This window comes from Rubrivivax sp. A210, assembly GCF_904426505.1.
Classification (GTDB): Bacteria; Pseudomonadota; Gammaproteobacteria; order Burkholderiales; family Burkholderiaceae_C; genus Rubrivivax.
Genome location: NZ_CAJGBN010000071.1, coordinates 137,828 through 155,660, shown reverse-complemented (window position 1 = coordinate 155,660; position 17,833 = coordinate 137,828). Strand labels below are relative to the sequence as shown.

Genomic DNA, 17,833 nt, shown 5'->3' with positions numbered 1-17,833 from the left:
TCGCGCTACAGGTGCACCCGCGCAAAGCCGCGTTCGCGGCGGTCGATGCCGAAGATCCGGGCCACGGGGTCGTCGGCGGCGGCCGGCGTGTAGACGGCCGCGGTGTCGCGCAGGCCGAGGAAGGCCTTCATGCCGCGCGCCGCCTTGCGGCCGGCGCCCATGGCCATGATCACGGTGGCGGCGCCGGTGACGATGTCGCCGCCGGCATAGACGCCGGCCATCGAGGTGGCGAGGTTCTCGTCGGTCGCGATGTAGCCGCGCTTGTTGAGCTTGAGCCCCGAGGTCTGGCCCAGGATGGGGTTGGCATTGGTGCCGATGGCGAACACCACCATGTCGGTCTCGAGCTCGAATTCGCTGCCGGCCACCGGCACCGGCTTGCGCCGGCCCGAGGCGTCGGGCTCGCCAAGCTCCATGCGCTCGCAGCGCATCGCGCGCACGTTCTTGCTGTCGTCGCCCAGCAGTTCGAGCGGGCTGGTGAGCCAGAGGAACTCGATGCCTTCCTGCTGCGCGTGGTGGATCTCCTCGGCCCGCGCCGGCGCCTCGGCGGCGCTGCGGCGGTAGACGCAATAGACCTTCTCGGCGCCCACCCGCAGCGACACGCGCATGGCGTCCATCGCGGTGTTGCCGGCGCCGATGACGGCGACGCGCTTGCCCGGCTGCAGCGGGGTGTCGAAGCTGGGGAAATCGCGCCCGCGCATCAGGTTGCAGCGCGTCAGCCACTCGTTGGCCGAGAGCACGCCGCCCAGCGATTCACCGGGGATGCCCATGAAGCTGGGATAGCCGGCGCCGGTGCCGACGAAGACGGCGTGGAAGCCCATCTCGGAGAGCATCTGCTCGATCGTGAAGAGACGGCCCACGAGCGTGTTGTTCTCGAACTTGATGCCCAGCTGGCGCAGCTTGCCGATCTCGACGTCGACCACGCTGTTGGGCAGGCGGAAATCGGGAATGCCGTACTTGAGCACGCCGCCGGGCTCATGGAAGGCCTCGTAGACCGTCACGTCGCAGCCGGCCTTGGCCATGTCGGCGGCGCAGGCCATGCCGGCCGGGCCCGAGCCGACGATGCCGATCTTGAAGCGCTGCCGCTCGATGTAGGGGATGTTGGTCCAGCCCTCGGCGATGGCCATGTCGCCGACGAAGCGCTCGAGCCGGCCGATGGCCACCGGCTCCAGGCTCTCGCCCACCGTACACACGCCCTCGCACTGGTTCTCCTGCGGGCAGACGCGGCCGCAGACGCTGGGCAGCAGGTTGGTGTCGGTGATGACGTCGTAGGCGCCGTGGAAGTTCTTGTCGGCGATCTTCTTGATGAAGGCCGGGATGTCGATGCCCACCGGGCAGCCGCGCACGCAGGGCTGGTCGGCGCAGTCGAGGCAGCGCTCGGACTCCACGAGGGCGTCTTCCAGGCGGTAGCCGCAGGCCACCTCGTCGAAGTTCTTGACGCGCGCCTCCGGTGCCTGCTCGGGCATGGGCGTGCGGTCTTGCGGGATGCTGCGGATGGTCTTCTTCTTGGCCATGGTCGTGCGCCTCGCTCAGTGTTCGTGGCCAGCGCCGCCGCGCAGGCGGCAGCTGTCTTGCCAGGCCTGCAGCGCCGCCTTCTCGGTGGGCTTGTAGCGGCCCAGGCGCGCCATCAGGTCATCGAAATCGACCTGGTGGCCGTCGAAGTCGGGGCCGTCGACGCAGGCGAACTTGATGCCGTCGCCGATCTTCACGCGGCAGCCGCCGCACATGCCGGTGCCGTCCACCATCACCGGGTTCAGGCTCACCATGGTCTTGATGCCGAAGGGGCGGGTGGTGTCGCTGCAGCCCTTCATCATGATGGGCGGGCCTATGGCCACCACCTCGTCGATGTCGGCATGGGCCGAGACGGCCTGCTTGATGCCTTCGGTGACCAGGCCCTTGATGCCGGCCGAACCGTCGTCGGTGCAGACGATGAGCTCGTCGCAGCAGGCGCGGAACTTGTCTTCCCAGAACATCAGGCCCTTGTTGCGAAAGCCCAGCACCCCGATGACGTAGGCGCCGCTGTCCTTGTAGGCGCGGGCCTGCGGGTAGATGGGCGCCACGCCCAGGCCGCCGCCGACGCAGACCACCTTCTTCGCCTTGCCGATGTGGCTGGGGATGCCCATCGGGCCCACCAGGGCGTGCAGATGGGTGCCGACGCGGCAGTTCTGCTGCATCTCCTTGGTGGTCTTGCCGACCGCCTGGATGACCAGGGTGATGGTGCCCTTGGCGGCGTCGAAGTCGGCGATGGTGAGCGGGATGCGCTCGCCGTGTTCGTGCTCCATCACGATCACGAACTGCCCGGGCCGGGCTGCGCGGGCCATCTGCGGGTGGCGCACCTCAAGCAGGTAGGTGACGTCGGAAAAATCGGCGCGTGCGACGATCTCGAATTCAGCCATGCATGTCCCCTTGCGTGGCGGCGCTGCGCCGGCGTGGCCTCTTGAGGGGTCACCGGGGCCTTGGCCGCACGATGTGTGATCGGCGGCCAGAGTAGCGGCGTGCCCCTTGTGGCGCTTGCGTTAGATCAAGCGCGAACCGGGGGCGCAGGGCGGGCCGGTGCGTCATTGCGTCGCCCTTGATCCAGATGAAATCCGGGGCGGTGGCACCGCATCGCCCAGGCCTCGTCCCGCTCTTGAGCAAGGTCAACGGGGGCGCGGTAGCGCGGCGCAGAATCGCGGCACGAAACGCCGGCACGGCCGGCGGGATGGGGCCGTACACCTGCGGCCCGCCGAGGAGAAAGCATGTCCGAGTCCCTCTTGCCCGTGCTCCAGAAGCACCCCTTTGTCGCCGGCTTCCGCAGCGAACACGCCGAGCGTCTGGCGGCCCTGGCCAAGCAGGTTCATTTCGATGGCGGCCAGATCATCTTCCACGAGGGCGACGCCTATTCGGTGTTCTACCTGCTGGGCGAGGGCATGGTGGCGCTGGAGCTGGAGATGCCCGGCACCGTGCTGCGCGTGCAGACCCTCTTTGCCGGCGACGAACTCGACTGGTCGGCCGTGCTGCCCAACGCCGGCAAGCACTTCCAGGCCCGCGCGCTGGCCCCGGTCACGGCCCTGGCCTTCGAGGGCGAGCAACTGCTCGCCGCCTTCAAGGCCGATCCCGAGTTCGGCATGGCTTTCATGCTGCGCCTGATGGGCGTGGTGTCCGAGCGCCTGCGCGCCACGCGCGTGCAATTGCTGGACATGTACCTGCCCGAGGCCCGGCGCGCCGGCACCTGAACCGCGAAACCTAGGTCGCGGCGGCCCGCTGCGACCGCGCCTCGGCGCGCCGCGCAATGGCCCCGGCCAGGCCCGGGAAGATCAGCGCATGCGCCGGCGTCAGCGCATGCCAGTAGGCCAGGCCGCGCACGCCGGCCGGGTGGAAGTAGGCGGTGACGACGATGCGGGTGCGGCGTTCGCTCAGCCGCACCAGCTCGAAGCCCAGCGCCGCTGCGCCCGGCAGCTTCATTTCGGCAATCAGCGTCAGGCGCCGGCCCGGCTCCAGCGCCACCACGCGCCAGAAGTCGATGGTGTCGCCCAGCACCAGATCCTGCGGATGGCGGCGCCCGCGCGTGAGGCCGCTGCCGCCGACGGCGCGGTCGAGCTGGCCGCGCACGCGCCACAGCGCATCGAGGAAGTAGTAGCCGTTGGCCCCGCCTATGGACGAGACCTCGGCCCACACCGCATCGGCGCCGCAGTGCGCCACGGCCTGGGCCTGCATGCGCTTGGCGTAGAAGGCGAAATCGGGCCGGTTCTGGCGGTAGAGCATCGAGCCCTCGGTCCAGCGGCCGCCACCGCCTTCGCCACCTTGGGCCGGGGCGCTCTCGGCCGCAAAGGCGGCGCGGGCGGCCTCGCGGTAGGTCAGCAGCGGCAGCGGAATCAGCTCGCGGATGGCCTGGTTGTCGGCCAGCACGTCGTGCTCAAGCCCCTCGATCAGCGCACGCGCCACGTTGGTGGGCACGGCCGTCACCAGGTTGAGCCAGTAGGACGAGAGCCGCGGCGTCAGCACCGGCACCGGCAGGATCAGCGGCTTGCGGCCCACCAACTCGCCGAACTGCTTCATCAAGTCCTTGTAGCTCAGCACCTCGGGGCCGCCGATGTCATACACACCTCCGGCCGCGGCTTCGAGGCGCGGCAGCTGCTCCAGGTACTCCAGCACATCGGCCAGTGCGATGGGCTGCGAGCGCGAGTTCACCCACTTGGGCGTGACCATCGCCGGCAGGTGGAAGACGAGGTCGCGGATGACCTCGAAGGCGGCCGAGCCCGGGCCGATGACGATGCCGGCGCGCAACTCGGTCACCGGCACCGGGCCGGCGCGCAGCACCTCGCCGGTCTCGCCGCGCGAGGCCAGGTGGGGCGAGGCGTGGCCCGCCGGCAGCAGGCCGCCCAGGTAGACGATGCGGCGCGCGCCGGCGCGCGCCGCGGCATCGCGGAAGTGCGCCGCCGCCTTGCGGTCGAGCTGCGGAAACTGCGCCCCCGCGGCCATCGAATGCACCAGGTAGTAGGCCACCGAGACGCCCTGCAGCGCGGCATCCAGGCTGGCCGGCACCTGGGCATCGGCGGCCACCAGTTCGACGCCGGGCCAGGCGCGTGCCTGCAGCACGTCGAGCCGCCGCGCCGCGGCCCGCACGGCCATGCCGCGCGCCGCCAGCAAGGGCACCAGGTGGGTGCCGACATAGCCGCTGGCACCCAGCACCAGCACCTTGCCGCCGTTCAATTCATCCGTCATCCGCTTCGCCTGCTGGTGGGCCCGAGGGGGGCTGGATGGGGCATCCTACTGTGGCGCCGTGCGGTCTTGGGGGGTGGTCGACGATTGAGTGGACGGTGCGAACAGGTGGCGAGGGTCGGGTGGGGGTGAGGGGCGCTGGACGACCCTGAAGAGCCATACGCTGTCCAGAACTCTCCGCCCCGAAGCTGCCGGTCGGACCCGCCGCAAGCACCCGATGCAGGCCCCGCAGCCGAGCACAAAGGGGTCGATTCCGTCAGCGGCATGCTACCGCTACAGGCTCCCGCGCGTACCGAGTCAACCGGTATCGGTGTTGTCTGTTTGATCGTCCGCAATAGTGCGCCGGGGGCCTGACGGTAAGCCGCAGCCGGCATCCAATTTCCTCACAGTCGGCCAGCGCCTGCCGATCCAGTCCGACGAGTGATCCATGGCGCCAGTGCAGCCCACTCCAACGCGATGAGCGTCGGTGCATTCCGACCTGCCAATTGGCTGCTGAGCGCGCGAGTCGCCTGGGCCTCAACATGATCACGCTCGCGACGTGCTGCGCGCGACCGCTCACCTGCTGGCAAGCCGCCGCTGAGCCGCGTCCTCGAAGGGCGCCTCCCCCCGCAAATGCGGGGGGAGGCTCGACGGCGAACTGCGCACGCAGCTGCCAATCACGCTGCGATCACGCTGCAGACGATAGGCTGACCTCTGTGAACGGCCCTGCTCTCTGAGCTGAGCCTTGCCAATCACCTTATGAACAACTGAGGGAGTCTATGCAAATGTCGAATGCGCGCCCAATGCAGCGTCATGCCTGCACCACCATCCTTGCTCTCGGCCTGTTCGCAGGATGCGGCCTTGCCGCAGCAACCACGACCTACGACATCAAGAGGTTCCAAGATCCACGCGGGCAGAGTACCAGTTTCTTCCCGACGGGAATCAACAACAACCATGTGATCGCCGGGACGGCTTCCCCTGATCGTGGATTCACACTCTCGGGCGCCAGCATCACGCTATTTGACGTTCCCTCGGCCTTCAATAACTTTACGTTCGGAGATGACATCAACAATTCGGGCATCGTCGTCGGAACGTATCGAAATTCTTCAGGCGGGCACGGATTCATTCTGGATAACGGCAGCTACACGACAATAAACGTCCCTGGTGCGACGAACGAAACATTGGTCACCGGTATCAATGATGCCGGCCAATTGGTTGGCCAATACCGACGGGCCAACACGACGAATTATCTCGGCTTCGTCAAGTCCGGCGCCACCTTCACGCTGCTTGACGCCGCACAAGCGCAGCCTAATACCGCCGCAAACGGCATCAACAATGCCGGGCAGGTGGTCGGCTTCGTCGGCGGAGGCGGAACGGCTTCGCGTGGCTTTACATTTGAGAATGGCACCTATGGATTCTTCGACGCCCCCGGTGCGGTATGGACGCAGGGCTTCGGTATCAATAACCAGGGCCAAATTGTCGGTGTGGCATCGACGGGGCTCTTTGTCAAGGACGGTGCCAACTTCACGACCTTGGCTCTTCCGGCCAACTGGAATGCTAGAAGCCCCGTTGCGACCGATGTTTCCGACGACGGCGTCGTGGTTGGCTATTTCACGGACAACGGCACCAATCTCATGTATGGATTCATGGCCACACCGACCGCAGCGGTGCCGGAGCCCGCGTCCCTCGCAATGTTGTTGGCTGGGGGCCTCGCGCTTCACTTTGGGCGCCGGGCTCGGCGCCGCTGCTGAAGGCGAGGGCGTTGGCGCGGACGCCAGGGCGGGAGTGGGGTGTTGTCTGCGGTCTCGCAAGGCTGTGCAAGCTGCTTCTGCGGCCGTCTGAGGGTCGTTTGACACAGGCCGGGTTCTATCTTGGCCCTCAAGACTTGTGTACATGCCACCAAGGGCGCCCCTCGGCTCGCCGACTTGGCCACTCTTAGGGGGCGAACAATGGGACCGCTGTACCGTCGTGCAACCCCAAGAGCGGGACTGGCGGCAACGCACCGTACTCTCTATTCGCGTGCATCGACTGTAGGCTCGTTGAGCCGGGATGCCAGTTGACGGCCAGCCACGACCGTCGGCTCCAGGCCTGGAGCGACTCTTCGACTTCCTGCTCGACCAGGCAGACATGTCCGAAGACCTTGACCGCGCCCAGGCGGCCATTGGCGCCGTCAGGGCGACGGCGCAGCACCGCTTGGCGATCACGCCCTTCAACTTCCGCAATGCGGCCGGCAACCCGGCCCAGCGGGAGTTGATCATCCCGTTCGGCGCTACCGGGTATGCCGCGCTCTTCGAGATCGTCAGCGCGTCCAAGGTCGTCGTGCTGGCATTGCGCCTCCAGCGCGAAGAGGGCCGTCACTGACGGCGGGCATGCATGCCCTGGCAGAGACGGGCGGGCATCGACCGCACCGACTCGGGCACTTGCGGCACACGGCGGCGCCCCCCGGGCGGCGAGCCTCTACGGACTCGGCGCCCTACCAGTGCCCCATCACCCAGCCCGGGAACACCGCCACCACCAGGGCGGCGGCCAGGCAGGCCAGGCTGGCGGTGACGGCGACGCCGCGCACCGGGCCGTCCACCGGCGCCTCGGCATCCGGGCTCATGAACATGAACTGGATCACGCGCAGGTAGAAGTAGATGCCCAGGAAGCTGCCCACCAGGCCCAACACCGCATAGACCGGGTAGCCGGCGGCGATGACGTTCTTGAAGATCAGGAACTTGCCGACGAAGCCCGGCAGCGGCGGGATGCCGGCCAGCGAGAGCATGGCCAGGCCGATCATCAGCGCGGCGAAGGGGTTGCGGTGGAACAGGCCCTTGAGGTTGTCGAGCTTGTCGCGCTCGCCGTCGTCCGCGGCCGGCGGCAGGGCGGTGAAGACCAGCAGGTTCAGCAGGCCGTAAGCCAGCAGGTAGAAGGCCACGGCCTGCAGGCGCCCGGCCGGTTCGCCCAGGAAGGCATAGAACAGGTAGCCGGCGTGGGCGATGGAGCTGTAGGCGATCATGCGGCGCAGATTGGGCTGGCGCATCGCCGCCAGGTTGCCCCAGACGATGCTCACCAGCGGCAGCACGGCGACGATCTCCAGCAGCGGCGAGACCAGCTTGCCGTCGCCGAACAGGCGCACTGCCGCCAGCATCACCGCGGCCTTGACGATGACCGCCATGAAGGCCGTCACCGGCACGCTGGCGCCTTCATAGGCATCGGGCGCCCAGGCGTGGAAGGGCACGATGGCCGCCTTGAGGAAGAAGGCCAGCAGCACCAGCACGACGGCGGCGCGCACCATGGGGTCGGTGGAGGCCAGGGCCTGGGCAAAGGTGGCGATGGCCAGCGAGCCGCTGGCGCCGTAGAGCAGCGAGGCGCCCATCAGCAGCGTGGCCGAGGCCGCGCCGCCCAGCACCAGGTACTTGAGCGCTGCCTCGGCCGCCTGCGGCCGACGCCAGGCCAGCAGCACCAGCACATAGACCGGCAGCGACATGATCTCCAGGCCCAGGAACAGGGTCATGAAGCTGTCGGCCGACTGCATCAGGCAGGTGCCGTAGAGCGCCGAGAGCAGCAGCACGCCGAACTCGCCGCCGTGCTCGCCTTCGGGGCCGAAATCGCTGCCGGCGATCAGCACCACCGGCAGGGCCAGCGCCAACACCAGGGCCTTGGCCAGCAGCGGGCCCGGGCTGACCGAGAACTGGCCTGCAAAGGGCGCGCCCGAATAGCCGGCCAGCGCCAGGCAGGCCGCAGCGACCGCGGCGGCGGCCACGGCCAGCAGCGTGACCGGCAGGGCGCCGCGTTTCGACTGGCCGGTGATTTCCAGGATGACCAGCAGCACGATGCCGGCGAGCAGCAGATGCTCGGGCAGCATCGCGGTAAGTATGGCTTGCGCGTTCATTGCGCACCCCCAGCAGGCAGTCGCGGCGTCATCACCAGGCTTCGATAAGCCTTGGCCGCGCCCTCGGTCTTGCGCATGGGCTCGTCGGGGAAGAGTCCGAGCGCGAACACGGCCACGACGAGGATGGCCAGGATGGTTTTCTCGCGGCCGTTCAGGTCGGCCAGCGGATGGGCCTCGCTGTGGTGCGGCGCCTGGGCCGGGCCATACAGGAAGGTGAGCGCGAAGCGCAGCATGTACAGCGCCCCCAGCACCACGCCCGAGACCGCCGTGACCGCCACCACCAGCGGCAGGCTATGGCCCGCCTGGTATTGCGGCCAGGCCGAGGTGAAGGCGCCCAGCAGGGCCAGGAACTCGCCGGTGAAGCCGCTCGTGGTGGGCAGGCCCACCGAGGCCAGCGTGAGGATGAGGAAGAAGACCGAGTAGACCGGAATCAGCTTGGCCAGGCCGCCGTAGGCCGCCAGCTCGCGGCTGTGGCAGCGCTCGTAGATCATGCCCACCATCAGGAAAAGGCCGGCGGCGACGAGGCCGTGGCTGACCATCTGTATCACCGCGCCCTGGATGCCCACGATCTCCAGGCTCAGCAGGCCCAGCATCACATAGCCCAGGTGGCTGATGGAGGAGTAGGCGATGATCTTCTTGATGTCGTTCTGCACCAGGGCCAGGCAGGCGCCGTAGACGATGCTCACCACCGACAGCACCAGCAGCAGCGGCGTGTACAGCTGCGTGGCGTCGGGGAAGAGCGGGAAGCCCAGCTTCATGAAGCCGTAGGTGCCCATCTTCAGTAGCACGCCGGCCAGGATCACCGAGCCGGTGGTGGGCGCCTCGACGTGGGCGTCGGGCAGCCAGGTGTGCAGCGGCACCATCGGCACCTTGATCGCGAAGCTCAGGCCGAAGGCGGCCAGCAGCGTGGTCTGCACGTCGAGCGGCAGGCGTGCCTTCAGGATGTCGGCGATGGCGAAGCTCACCGTGCCGGTGGTCTTGTAGAGCGACCACACGAGGTAGATCAGCGCCGCCAGCATCAGGATGCTGCCGAAGGCGGTGTAGAGGAAGAACTTGATGGTGGCGTAGATGCGCCGCTCGCCACCCCAGATGCCGATCATCAGGAACATCGGGATCAGCATGGTTTCCCAGAACACGTAGAACAGGAACAGGTCCTGCGCGACGAAGGTGCCCACCATCGCGAACTGGATCAGGAAGACCATCGCGTAGAACAGCTTCACGTCCTTGGTGATCGCGGTCCAGGAACCGGCCACCACCAGCGGCCCCAGGAAGGCCGTCAGCATCACCAGCAGGATGTTGTAGCCGTCGAGGCCGATCTGGTAGTTCACGCCCCAGCCGGCAATCCAGGGCAGGCGGGTCTCGGCCTGCAGGCCGGGGGCGGCGCTGTCGAAGTGGACGTAGAGCACGGCGGTGAGCAGGAACTGCAGCACCATCGCCGCCAGCGTGAGGCTGCGCGCCGCGCCCGGATTGCTTGCGGGCACCAGCAGCAGGGCCAGCACGCCGGCCAGTGGCAGGAAGAGGACCAGGTTGAGGATGAGGGCGTCAGACATGGCGCCAGCTCCAGAACAGCGCGCCGACGATGCCGGCCATCACGAACCAGGCGTAGCGGTGCAGCTTGCCCGACTGCAGGCTGGCGAGCACTCCCCCGCCCCCGCGCCCCAGATCGGCCAGGCCGTTGAGCGTGCCGTCGAGCACGATGCGGTCACCCAGGCGCAGGAAGACCATGTCGGACATCCACACCAGCGGGCGGCCGATCAGGATCTCGTAGAACTCGTCGACGTACCACTTGTTGGTGAGCCAGCGATGCACGCCGGCGAAGCGCTCGCGCAGCGACTCGGAGCGCAGCATGCCGCTGCCGTAGATGAAGCGCGCCAGCGCCAGACCGGCCAGGGCCAGCACGATGGAGACGATGAGCAGCGTGTGCTCGTGGTGCTTGAGGTGCTCGTTCAGGCGCGGCAGCGGCAGCTGGGGCTCGAGGAAGTGCGGGATGGCGATGAAGCCGCCCAGCGCCGACAGCACGGCCAGCAGCATCAGCCCGCCGGTCATGGACAGCGGCGATTCGTGGACATGGTGCTCGACCTCGTGCGACATGCGCGAGGTGCCGAGGAAGGTGAGCCAGAGCAGGCGGAACATGTAGAAGGCCGTCATCAGGGCCGTGGCCGCGCCCATCACCCACAGCAGCTGCGAACCGCCGCTGCTGCTGGCGTAGGCGAACCAGAGAATCTCGTCCTTGGACCAGAAGCCGGCCAGCGGCGGGATGCCGGCGATGGCCGCGGTGGCGATGGCGAAGGTGGCGAAGGTGATGGGGATGCGCCGTGCCAGGCCGCCCATCTTGCGCATGTCCTGCTCGCCGCCCAGCGCGTGGATCACGCTGCCGGCGCCGAGGAACAGGCAGGCCTTGAAGAACGCGTGCGTCATGACGTGGAAGATGGCCACGCCGTAGGCGCCCACGCCCAGCGCCAGGAACATGAAACCCAGCTGCGAGACGGTGGAGTAGGCCAGCACCTTCTTGATGTCGGTCTGCACCAGGGCGATGGTGGCGGCGAAGAAGGCGGTGGTGACACCCACCGCGGCGATCACCGCCGAGGCCTCGGGCGCCAGCACGTAGATGCCCGACATGCGTGCCACGAGATACACGCCCGCCGTCACCATGGTGGCGGCATGGATCAGGGCCGAGACCGGGGTCGGGCCGGCCATCGCATCGGGCAGCCACACATGCAGCGGGATCTGGGCCGACTTGCCGGTGGCGCCGACGAAGAGCAGCAGGCCCACCAGGGTGGCCGACACCGCCGGCGCCGCGCCACTGCCGAAGGCCGCGTTGATGCGGTCCATGTCCAGCGTGCCCAGCGTCTGGTAGAGCAGGAACATGCCGAGCAGGAAGCCGGCGTCGCCGATGCGGTTGGTGACGAAGGCCTTCTTGCCGGCGCGCGCATTGGCCGGCTCGTCGAACCAGAAGCCGATCAAGAGGTAGCTGGCCAGGCCCACGCCTTCCCAGCCCACGAACAGCACCAGCAGCGAACGCCCCAGCACCAGCAGCAGCATGAAGAAGAGGAAGAGATTGAGGTAGGCGAAGAAGCGGCCGAAGCTCTTGTCGTGCGCCATGTAGCCGACCGAGTACACATGGATCAGCGTGCCGATGCCGGTGACGATGAGGGCCATCACCGCGGTCAGGCGGTCGAAGTAGAAGCCGATCTCGAAGGCGCTGCCGTCGATCACGGCCCAGCGGTAGACCGGCTCGACGATGGGGGCCCAGCCACCGGCCTGCAGCGCGAAGAAGGTCTTCACGACGAGGCCGAAGGCGATGAGTGGCAGGCCGCAGCCGACCACCGTGACGAAGGGCTTGCCGACGAGGTTGCCGCCCAGGCGGGTGGCGAGGATGCCGTTGAGCAGGAAGCCCAGCAGCGGAAGCAGTGCGATGGTGGTCAGCATGTTGCGTGCGTCCTCAACCCTTGAGGTCGCTGTAGGCGTCCAGGTCCAGCGTCTGCTTGGCTCGCACCAGCAGCAGAACGATGGGGATGGCCAGCGCGATCTCGGCGGTGGCGACGACGAAGGTCAGGAACACCAGCACCGCGCCCGAGAGGGTGTCGGACTGCTGGGCGAAGGTGACCAGGCTCAGGTTGACGCCGTTGAGCATGAGCTCCATGCACATCAGCATCACCAGCACGTTGCGGCGCACGATGACGCCGAGCAGGCCCAGCGAGAACAGCGCCAGCGAGACGGCGATGAGGAATTGCGTCTTATCCATGGCGGGCCTTCCTGGCGGCGGCGTCGGCCTTGCGGTTGACCTTGATGACGGCCATCGCCGCCACCACCGCGGCCACCAGCAGCACCGAGGTCAGCTCGAAGTGCAGCCAGTACTCGTTGAGGAAGGCGATGGAGAAGCGCGAGATGCCGTAGGTGAGCTGGCCGACGGTGCCGCCGGCCGGCGGCAGGCTGGCCCAGACGCTGCCCAACACCACCACCACCAGCAGGCCGAAGGCCACCAGGCCGGGCACCAGCCAGCGCGAATAGACCGGAGCGCCGGTGTCGCGCACCTCGAGCAGCATGATCACGTAGACCATGAAGACCATCACCGCGCCCACGTAGAGCAGCACCTGGAAGGCGGCGATGAAATGCACGCCCAGCAGGCCGAAGATGACGCCCAGGCAGACCATGGTGAAGATCAGGGCCATGGCCACGCGCATGGGCTGGCGCAGCAGGATCATGGCCGCCGCGCCGCCCACGGCCGCGATGCCGAACAGCACCAGCAGAAAGGCTTCGAGGTTCTGCAGCAGGTATTCCATCACTTGCCCCCTCCTGTGCGCGGGGCCGGCGGGTAGGGCTTGGCGACGTCGCTTTGCGGCTTCCAGCTCAGCATCTCGTCCATCGTCAGCCACATCTGGTGGCGGTCTTCGGCCGGCAGGCCCGGGGTTTCCTTGGCCATGCGGATGGCGTCCTCGGGGCAGGCCTCGACGCACAGGCCGCAGAAGACGCAGCGCGAGTAGTCGATCTCGAAGCGGATGGGGAACTTGGGGTGGGCCGAGTCGGCGGGGTCGAAGCCGGCCTCGATCTCGATCACCTTGGCCGGGCAGACGGTGGCGCACATATTGCACGCCACGCACTGCGGTTTGCCATCAGGCCGTTGCGTCAGCACATGCTTGCCGCGGTTGCGCTCGGCGTAGTCCCAGCGCGTCTCTTCCGGGTAGTAGGTGGTGAGCGCGCCCTTGCGGCCGGTCATCCACTTGGCCATGTTGCGCAGGAAGATGCGGCTGGTGATGAAGAGGCCGCGCAGGATCTCGGGCAGGTAGGCGCTTTCCCACAGCGTGAGCTGGGGCTCGTTCCAGTACTGCTTGCGCTTGTAGGGCGCGAACTTGACGGTCTTCAACGCAGCCCCCCTTGCTGGGCCCAGACCCAGACGGCGGTCACCGTCAGGTTGGCCAGCGACAGCGGCAGCAGGAATTTCCATGCGAACTTGAGCACCTGGTCGTAGCGGAATCGGGGCAGGGTCCAGCGGATCAGGATCTGGAAGCTGCACATCACCATCACCTTGACCAGGAAGACCACGATCTGCGTCACTACCACGGCGCCGTGGCTCATCGCGATGACCGTGCCGCCGGGGAAGGCGAAGCCCTTGTCGTTCATGTAGGGCAGGTTGTAGCCACCGAGGAAAAGGGTGGTGAAGAGGGCGCCGATGATGGCGATCTCGATGAACTCGGCAAACATGAACAGGCCCATCTTCATCGCGCTGTACTCGGTGTAGTAGCCCGCGATGAGTTCGGATTCGGCCTCGGGAAGGTCGAAGGGGATGCGCTTGTTCTCGGCGATGGCCGCGGTGAGGAAGAGCACGGCCGCAAAGGGCTGCAGCACCACGCCCCAGGCCGGCAGGAAGCCCAGCACGGTGCCCGATTGCTGCTGCACCATGGCGCCGAGATCGACCGTGCCGTAGATCAGGATCAGGCCGAGCACCGTGAGGCCCATCACCAGCTCGTAGCTGATCATCTGCGAGCCGGCGCGGATGCCGCCGAGCAGCGAGAACTTGTTGGCCGAGGCCCAGCCCGCCAGCATGCTGCCGATGATGGCTAGGCCGCTGAAGGCGAACACCACCAGCAGGCCGGCGTCGAGCTGGGCGATCTGCATCGGGTAGGTGCGGCCCTGGAACCAGTCGGCCAACGAGGGGAAGAGCCGCCCCGGATCGAGCATGCCGCCGAAGGGCACGACGGCGAAGACCAGCAGCACCGGCGCGAACACCACCCAGGGCGCGATGGCATAGGCCAGCCAGTCCTCGGTGCGCGGCTTGAAGTCTTCCTTCACCAGCATCTTGATGCCGTCGGCAATGCCGTGGAAGAGGCCCAGCCAGACCAGCTTGATCTGCGTGAACGGCAGTCGCACATAGGCGCGGTTGGCGCCGATGCGGTCTGACATCACGGCCGCCTGCTTGCGTTCGACCCAGGTCAGCAGGGTGCCGAAGGTCATCAGCATGCCGATGGCATAGGCGATGTAAATGAGAGCGATGACGAGGTCTTGGGTCATGCCGTCACCTTGGCGGCCTTGACCGCGAGTGCTGCGAACACCGCTTCGGCGTCAGCCACTTCGGCGGGCTTGGCAAAGCAGGGCTCGAAGGCGCTGACCACGCCCTGGAAGTTGGTGTAGGTGCCGGCGCGCTCGGTCTGCACGCTGATGGGCAGGAAGACATCGGCATGGCCGTTCTCGGGCTGCAGCCAGCTGTTGAGGTAGATGATCCTTGCCTTGGGCGGCAGCTGGGCGAAGTTGAAGCCCTCGCCCCACACCAGCACCAGGTCGCAGTCGGCCGCGAAGGCGCGGCGGGCGTCGTCGGGCAGGGCCTGGAAGCGCGCTCGCGCGCCGGCCGTGTTGGGGTTCTTGTCGGCGCGGATCAGGATGTCGTCCTGAACCACCTCGCCCGGTTCGGGCTGGCAGTCCACTTTCACGCGGCAGGCGAAGTGCGGTGCCACATGGGTGGCAAAGGCGGCGAGTTCCTCGTTGCTGGCCCAGTTGGAGACCAGGGCCACGGCGTTCCTGGCGCTCTTGATGAGCTGGCGCGCCTGCTCCAGCGCCACGGCCTGTTCGACTGGCCGGCCCTTGAGCAGCGGCTGCAGCGCGCGGGCGCGTTCGAAATGCTGGGCCAGGTCACGCGCCTTGTTGCACACCCAGGGGCCGTTCACGGCGGCGTTCTCGCGCGGTGTCACGCGGTCGATGCGCGCGTTCTGCTTCGCATCCAGCGCCTTGAGCTTCCATTCGCTCTTGCGGTGCCACAGGTCGATGCTGCAGCCGCGGGCACAGCCCGGGCAGACCTGCGCCGTGGGCTTGAGGTACCAGACGCGCGCCTTGTGCAAAAACTGCGTGGGCAGCAGCGCGCCCACCGGGCAGATGTCGGTGACGTTGTCGGAGTAGGGGTCGTTCTCGAAGGCGCCGTCTTCGGTGGGGCGGATCAGGCTGTGGTCACCGCGGTCGATCACGCCCAGCGAATGGGTCTTGGAGATTTCGCGCGTGAAGCGCACGCAGCGCGTACACAGGATGCAGCGCTCGTTGTCGAGCACGATGCGCTCGGACAGCGCGTAGTGCTTGGTGGCGTGTACCTTGGCATCGCGCGAGATCGAGGGCTCGCCGTTGTACTGGTAGTGGTAGTCCTGCAGCGTGCATTCGCCGGCCTTGTCGCAGATGCCGCAGTCCACCGGGTGGTTGAGCGTCACGAACTGCAGCGTGGCCTTGCGGCGCTCGCGCACCTTGTCGGAATCGGTGTGTACGCGCATGCCCTTGCTCACCGGCATGTTGCAGGCAATGTCGAGCCAGCCGTTGCCGCCGCCATCGCCCTCGACCTCAACCACGCAGATGCGGCAATTGCCCGGCACGCTGAGGTTGGGATGCCAGCAGAAGTAGGGGATGAAGATGCCGTTGGCGCGGGCCACCTGCATCACGGTCTGGTCGTCGCCGGCCTGCACGGCCTGGCCGTTGATGAAGATCTCAGGCATGGGCGGGTACCTTGGCAACTGGCGCGGTGATGTCGAGCACGCCATCGCAGCGCGAACGCTTGTGCTCGATGAAGTACTCGAACTCGTCGCGGTACTTGGCGATGATGCCGAGGGTGGCGTAGCCGGCGGCGTCGCCCATGCCGCAGATGGTGGTGCCGTCGTTGGCAATCGAGATGCGCTGCAGCTGCTCGATGTCGCCGGGCTGGCCCTTGCCGTCGACGATGCGGTCGATGATGCGGTGCATCCAGCCCATGCCTTCGCGGCAGGGCGTGCACTGGCCGCAGCTCTCGTGGTGGTAGAAGCGCAGCATCACCTGCAGCAGGCGCACCATGCAGGTACCCTCGCCGATGACGATCATGCCGCCCGAGCCCACGCCGGAGCCGGCCTTGGTGAGCGATGCGTGGTCGTAGGTGACGCCTTGCAGTTCGGTTGCCGTCAGCACCTTGGTCGAGATGCCGCCCGGCACGATGCACTTGACGGCGCGGCCGCCGAGGCCACCGCCGCAGTCTTCAAAAATGAACTTGGACAGCGGGTAGCCGTATTCCAGCTCGTAGACGCCGGGGCGCTCGATGTGTCCGGAGATCGACACCAGCTGCGTGCCCGGGCTCTTGGGCGCGCCGATCTGCTTGAAGGCCTCGCCGCCCATCGCGACGATGGCGGTCACGTTGGACAGCGTCTCGACGTTGTTGATGACGGTGGGCTTCTGGTACAGGCCCTTGACCGTCAGCCGCGGCGGCCGGTTGCGCGGGTAGCCCTTGCGGCCTTCGATGGAGGTGATCAGCGCCGAGGCCTCGCCGCAGACATAGCTGCCGGCGCCGCGGTAGACCACCAGGTCCATCGCGTGGCCGGTGCCCATCACGTTCTCGCCCAGCAGGCCGGCGGCATAGGCTTCTTCCACCGCGGCGGCCAGGCGCCGGTAGGGCAGGTCGAACTCGCCACGGATGTAGACGAAGGCATTGCGAACCTGCAGCGCAAAGCCGGCGATCAGCATCGATTCGATCAGCAGGTGCGGCGCGTGCTCGAGGATCCAGCGGTCCTTGAAGGTGCCGGGTTCGCCCTCGTCGGCGTTGGCGCACAGGTAGTGCGGCTCGCCGTCGTTGAGCTTGATGACGCCCCACTTGCGGCCGGCCGGGAAGGCGGCGCCGCCGTGGCCCAGGATGCCGCTGGCGGCCACTTCCTTGGTCACCTGCTCGGGGCGCATCTCGCGCAGCACCTTGGTGAGCGTGGCGTAGCCGCCGCGGGCACGGTAGTCGGCCAGCAGATGCGAAGTGGCCGTGACCGGGAAGCTCATGATGAGCTTGCGGCCCTGGGGTTGCACGATGGGTTGCGAGATCGCTTGCGGGATCATTTGCGCAACTCCTCGATCAGGGCGTCGAGGCGGGCGGTGTCCATGTTCTCGTGATAGGCCTCGCCCACCATCACCACGGGCGCCGTGCCGCAGGAGCCCAGGCACTCCACCGTGCCCAGCGTGAAGCGGCCGTCGGCCGTGGTCTGGCCGGGCTGCACGCCCAGGCGCTTGCAGAGGTGGTCGATCACGCCCTCGGCGCCGCGCATCGAACAGCTGACGTTGCGGCAGACTTGAACGTGGTGCTCGCCGATGGGCTTGCGCCTGAACATCGAGTAGTGCGCCACCACCTCTTCCACCTGCACGCGGTGTACGCCCAGGTACTCGGCCAGTGCGGCGATGTCGTCGTCGGCGATGTAGCCGCGGTCGTCCTGGATGCGGTGCAGGCAGGGGGTGACGAGCGAAGATTCGCTGCCCGGGGGGTAGCGGCGCTTGAGCGCGTCGAATTCGGGTATCAGATGCTTCATCGTG

At 67.4% G+C, this 17,833-nt stretch carries 16 protein-coding genes; 3 read left to right on the top strand and 13 right to left on the bottom strand.

Annotation, left to right across the window (positions count from 1 at the left end; all coding sequences use genetic code 11):
• Window positions 1-5: 5 nt before the first annotated feature.
• Together gltA and JMV16_RS22970 are read right to left on the bottom strand one after the other, a co-directional pair.
• On the bottom strand, window positions 6-1,511 hold the full coding sequence (gene gltA, locus JMV16_RS22975) for an NADPH-dependent glutamate synthase (protein ID WP_201496654.1): 1,506 nt from the start codon (window positions 1,509-1,511) through the stop codon (window positions 6-8).
• A gap of 15 nt (window positions 1,512-1,526) precedes the next feature.
• A complete protein-coding gene (locus JMV16_RS22970; protein ID WP_201496653.1) occupies window positions 1,527-2,393 on the bottom strand; it encodes a sulfide/dihydroorotate dehydrogenase-like FAD/NAD-binding protein in 867 nt (288 codons plus the stop codon).
• Between the two features lie 342 nt (window positions 2,394-2,735).
• Here JMV16_RS22970 and JMV16_RS22965 point away from each other — a divergent pair, with 342 nt between their 5' ends.
• Window positions 2,736-3,212 (top strand): Crp/Fnr family transcriptional regulator, encoded by a 477-nt coding sequence (locus tag JMV16_RS22965; RefSeq protein WP_201496652.1) that lies wholly within the window; start codon window positions 2,736-2,738, stop codon window positions 3,210-3,212.
• Between the two features lie 10 nt (window positions 3,213-3,222).
• Here JMV16_RS22965 and JMV16_RS22960 read toward each other — a convergent pair whose 3' ends face one another.
• Window positions 3,223-4,701 (bottom strand): SDR family oxidoreductase, encoded by a 1,479-nt coding sequence (locus tag JMV16_RS22960; RefSeq protein ID WP_201496651.1) that lies wholly within the window; start codon window positions 4,699-4,701, stop codon window positions 3,223-3,225.
• Between the two features lie 755 nt (window positions 4,702-5,456).
• Between JMV16_RS22960 and JMV16_RS22955 the strand changes: the two genes are divergently transcribed.
• Window positions 5,457-6,428: a PEP-CTERM sorting domain-containing protein gene (locus JMV16_RS22955; protein WP_201496650.1), complete on the top strand. Its 972-nt coding sequence runs from the start codon at window positions 5,457-5,459 to the stop codon at window positions 6,426-6,428.
• Window positions 6,429-6,804: 376 nt separating this feature from the next.
• Complete coding sequence (locus JMV16_RS22950) at window positions 6,805-7,038, top strand: type II toxin-antitoxin system RelE/ParE family toxin (protein ID WP_236580669.1); 234 nt, start codon at window positions 6,805-6,807, stop codon at window positions 7,036-7,038.
• Between the two features lie 112 nt (window positions 7,039-7,150).
• Here the strand turns inward: JMV16_RS22950 and JMV16_RS22945 are convergent, their stop codons facing one another.
• Genes JMV16_RS22945 through nuoE form a run of 10 tightly spaced genes read right to left on the bottom strand, consistent with a single transcriptional unit; the run spans window position 7,151 to window position 17,829 of the window.
• Window positions 7,151-8,551, bottom strand: a complete 1,401-nt coding sequence (locus JMV16_RS22945) for an NADH-quinone oxidoreductase subunit N (protein ID WP_201496648.1) — start codon at window positions 8,549-8,551, stop codon at window positions 7,151-7,153.
• Window positions 8,548-10,101: a NuoM family protein gene (locus tag JMV16_RS22940; RefSeq protein ID WP_201496647.1), complete on the bottom strand. Its 1,554-nt coding sequence runs from the start codon at window positions 10,099-10,101 to the stop codon at window positions 8,548-8,550. Before JMV16_RS22940 ends, JMV16_RS22945 begins: the two co-directional genes overlap by 4 nt.
• Window positions 10,094-11,980 (bottom strand): NADH-quinone oxidoreductase subunit L, encoded by a 1,887-nt coding sequence (nuoL, locus tag JMV16_RS22935; protein WP_201496646.1) that lies wholly within the window; start codon window positions 11,978-11,980, stop codon window positions 10,094-10,096. The genes JMV16_RS22940 and nuoL overlap by 8 nt, the downstream gene beginning before the upstream one ends.
• 13 nt (window positions 11,981-11,993) lie before the next feature.
• Window positions 11,994-12,296 (bottom strand): NADH-quinone oxidoreductase subunit NuoK, encoded by a 303-nt coding sequence (nuoK, locus tag JMV16_RS22930; protein ID WP_201496645.1) that lies wholly within the window; start codon window positions 12,294-12,296, stop codon window positions 11,994-11,996.
• Window positions 12,289-12,834, bottom strand: a complete 546-nt coding sequence (locus tag JMV16_RS22925) for an NADH-quinone oxidoreductase subunit J (RefSeq protein ID WP_201496644.1) — start codon at window positions 12,832-12,834, stop codon at window positions 12,289-12,291. Before JMV16_RS22925 ends, nuoK begins: the two co-directional genes overlap by 8 nt.
• Entirely contained in the window at window positions 12,834-13,415 is a 582-nt protein-coding gene (locus JMV16_RS22920) for a 4Fe-4S binding protein (protein WP_201496643.1), read from the bottom strand. The genes JMV16_RS22925 and JMV16_RS22920 overlap by 1 nt, the downstream gene beginning before the upstream one ends.
• A complete protein-coding gene (locus JMV16_RS22915; protein ID WP_201496642.1) occupies window positions 13,412-14,560 on the bottom strand; it encodes a complex I subunit 1/NuoH family protein in 1,149 nt (382 codons plus the stop codon). The genes JMV16_RS22920 and JMV16_RS22915 overlap by 4 nt, the downstream gene beginning before the upstream one ends.
• Window positions 14,557-16,017, bottom strand: coding sequence for a 2Fe-2S iron-sulfur cluster-binding protein (locus JMV16_RS22910; protein ID WP_201496641.1), 1,461 nt, complete (start codon window positions 16,015-16,017; stop codon window positions 14,557-14,559). Before JMV16_RS22910 ends, JMV16_RS22915 begins: the two co-directional genes overlap by 4 nt.
• Window positions 16,010-17,365, bottom strand: a complete 1,356-nt coding sequence (nuoF, locus tag JMV16_RS22905) for an NADH-quinone oxidoreductase subunit NuoF (RefSeq protein ID WP_201496640.1) — start codon at window positions 17,363-17,365, stop codon at window positions 16,010-16,012. Before nuoF ends, JMV16_RS22910 begins: the two co-directional genes overlap by 8 nt.
• Window positions 17,362-17,829 carry an NADH-quinone oxidoreductase subunit NuoE gene (nuoE, locus tag JMV16_RS22900; RefSeq protein WP_201496639.1) on the bottom strand — a complete coding sequence of 156 codons (468 nt, stop codon included), beginning with the start codon at window positions 17,827-17,829 and terminating at the stop codon, window positions 17,362-17,364. Before nuoE ends, nuoF begins: the two co-directional genes overlap by 4 nt.
• Between the last annotated feature and the right edge of the window lie 4 nt (window positions 17,830-17,833).